The sequence below is a fragment of the Azospirillum sp. RU38E genome (assembly GCF_900188385.1).
GTDB lineage: Bacteria > Pseudomonadota > Alphaproteobacteria > Azospirillales > Azospirillaceae > Niveispirillum.
Genome location: NZ_FZOI01000059.1, coordinates 1 through 1,775, shown reverse-complemented (window position 1 = coordinate 1,775; position 1,775 = coordinate 1). Strand labels below are relative to the sequence as shown.

The following is a 1,775-nucleotide window of genomic DNA, read 5'->3' as shown; positions in this document are numbered from 1 at the left end:
AGCAGATCGCTGCCGCGTGAACGTCGGACAGCTCAACATCACCGGACACCCGCATCGGTGAGCGTGACTGTCAGATCAAATCCATGCTTTTACACATCAGCATCCCTCCGTCATGAAGTGGAAAAGGCCCTGCAAACGCGCCGCCCTTCACCCGCGCAGCGGAGATTCCCCGCCCGGTTGCCCGGTCGGTTTCACTCATGCCCGTCCATCTTGGATGGCTGTCCCAGGCATTACCCTGGGCGTTCGGCTAATATGGCGGCTCCGTCGCCATACGGGATGCCGGAGAGGCACCCGCTTAGGCGATCCCGTGTTTACGCGATCAATGAGATGCGACGTGGACAGGTGGTCCGTTCAACCGTTGGCCCCTCGACGAGGGGAGAGCCGTGCGACCAAGCTTAGGCGGGCCTTATGGGGTGCCCCGCCCTTCGCACGGCATGACGCGTCAACCACTGCTGCGTCACGACCCGGCATAAGGTCTCGCGGTCTGGACTTCACGCAATTCAGCATTCACCATGCACGTCTTGCCCTGACGCCCCGATAACCTACAGTGGTTTTGGCCCGGAGACGCCTTTTCCCGACATGCTATTGTCCCCTGCCGGTTTCCCGGTTGCAGCCATTGCTGGCCAAGGTAAGTCGGGTGGACATCAGGCAGTTCTTGGCTTCCTGAAGAGTCACCTCTACTCAATTGATCGCGCCACCACGGCGCACCCAGAGGTTTCGATTTTGACACGCCGCCCGCAGATAGAAGCTGGCCATGCCCAGGGTCTTGGCCCCCACCTCGCTGTTCCAGCAATAGAAACCCCGGAAATAGAGGTCCGGCGACCCATCGGGCAGCCGCCCGGCCTCAATCGGGTGGGTGTCATCGACCAGGAACAAGAACACGTCACGGTCACTGGCATAGAGCGTGGTCGTGTCCCGCGTGATATCCACACGGGGATGATAGATGCCGGTCGACCAGTCCAGCACGCCCGGCACCTTCCAGCGCGTATCGCCGGTGCCATTGCCGGCGATGCGCTGCACCGCCTCGACCAGTTCATGATCGTAGATGCGGCCATAATCGGGGCCGGTGACGGCGCGCAGCTCAACGCGACCATCTTCGATCTCCAGGGTCTTGACCTGTTCGGCCCGATGCGCGGTCAGGCCATATTGCAGGTTGATCCCGGCCAGTGCCGCCGGAAGCTGCCGCAGATAGGCGGCGGGGGCCCCAACCAATCCGGCCAACTGCCCGAAGCTCCAATGGGTGGGTGCCACCGAACGCTCACCCCCCGGCAGCAGTAGCGACAGCCGCTCCGGCGCATCACGGTGCGCCTCCACCCTGATATCGGCACTGGCCAGCGTGCGCGTGCGGCTGCGATCCGTGCGGGTCTTGACCGACGCATACAGGTCGGACAGGGACAGGAAGCGCTCATCATCGGGCCGCGAGAACCATTCCGACGATACCCGGCTGTTGCGCTGGCCACGGTTCGCATCCACCCGGTAGCCGCGCGCGGCATCACGGGAGGTGTCGAGGATTTCCACCTGGGTCATGGCAATTCTCCATGACGGGTGCCGAAGGCCACTCCTCCCGCCCAACCCGTCACGAAAGCCCAGGCCGCCTCTGACTTTGTGGGCTCACCGGGGACATTGATCCAACGGCGTCGGGGGCTCAAACCCGCCCCGCCACAGACCCACGGCGATAAACCCAGATTTGTCACCGGTAGCCGGCATTTTTCCGGATTTATTTTTGATAACAAGTAATTACCCTTATTTTGGAGCGGTTAAGAATTTACAGGGTG

1 pseudogene is annotated in these 1,775 nt (G+C 62.1%); it reads right to left on the bottom strand.

The features are described from left to right. Positions 1-708 precede the first annotated feature (708 nt). A pseudogene (locus CHB97_RS25640) lies at positions 709-1,527 on the bottom strand (DUF932 domain-containing protein); the annotation flags it as partial. Between the last annotated feature and the right edge of the window lie 248 nt (positions 1,528-1,775).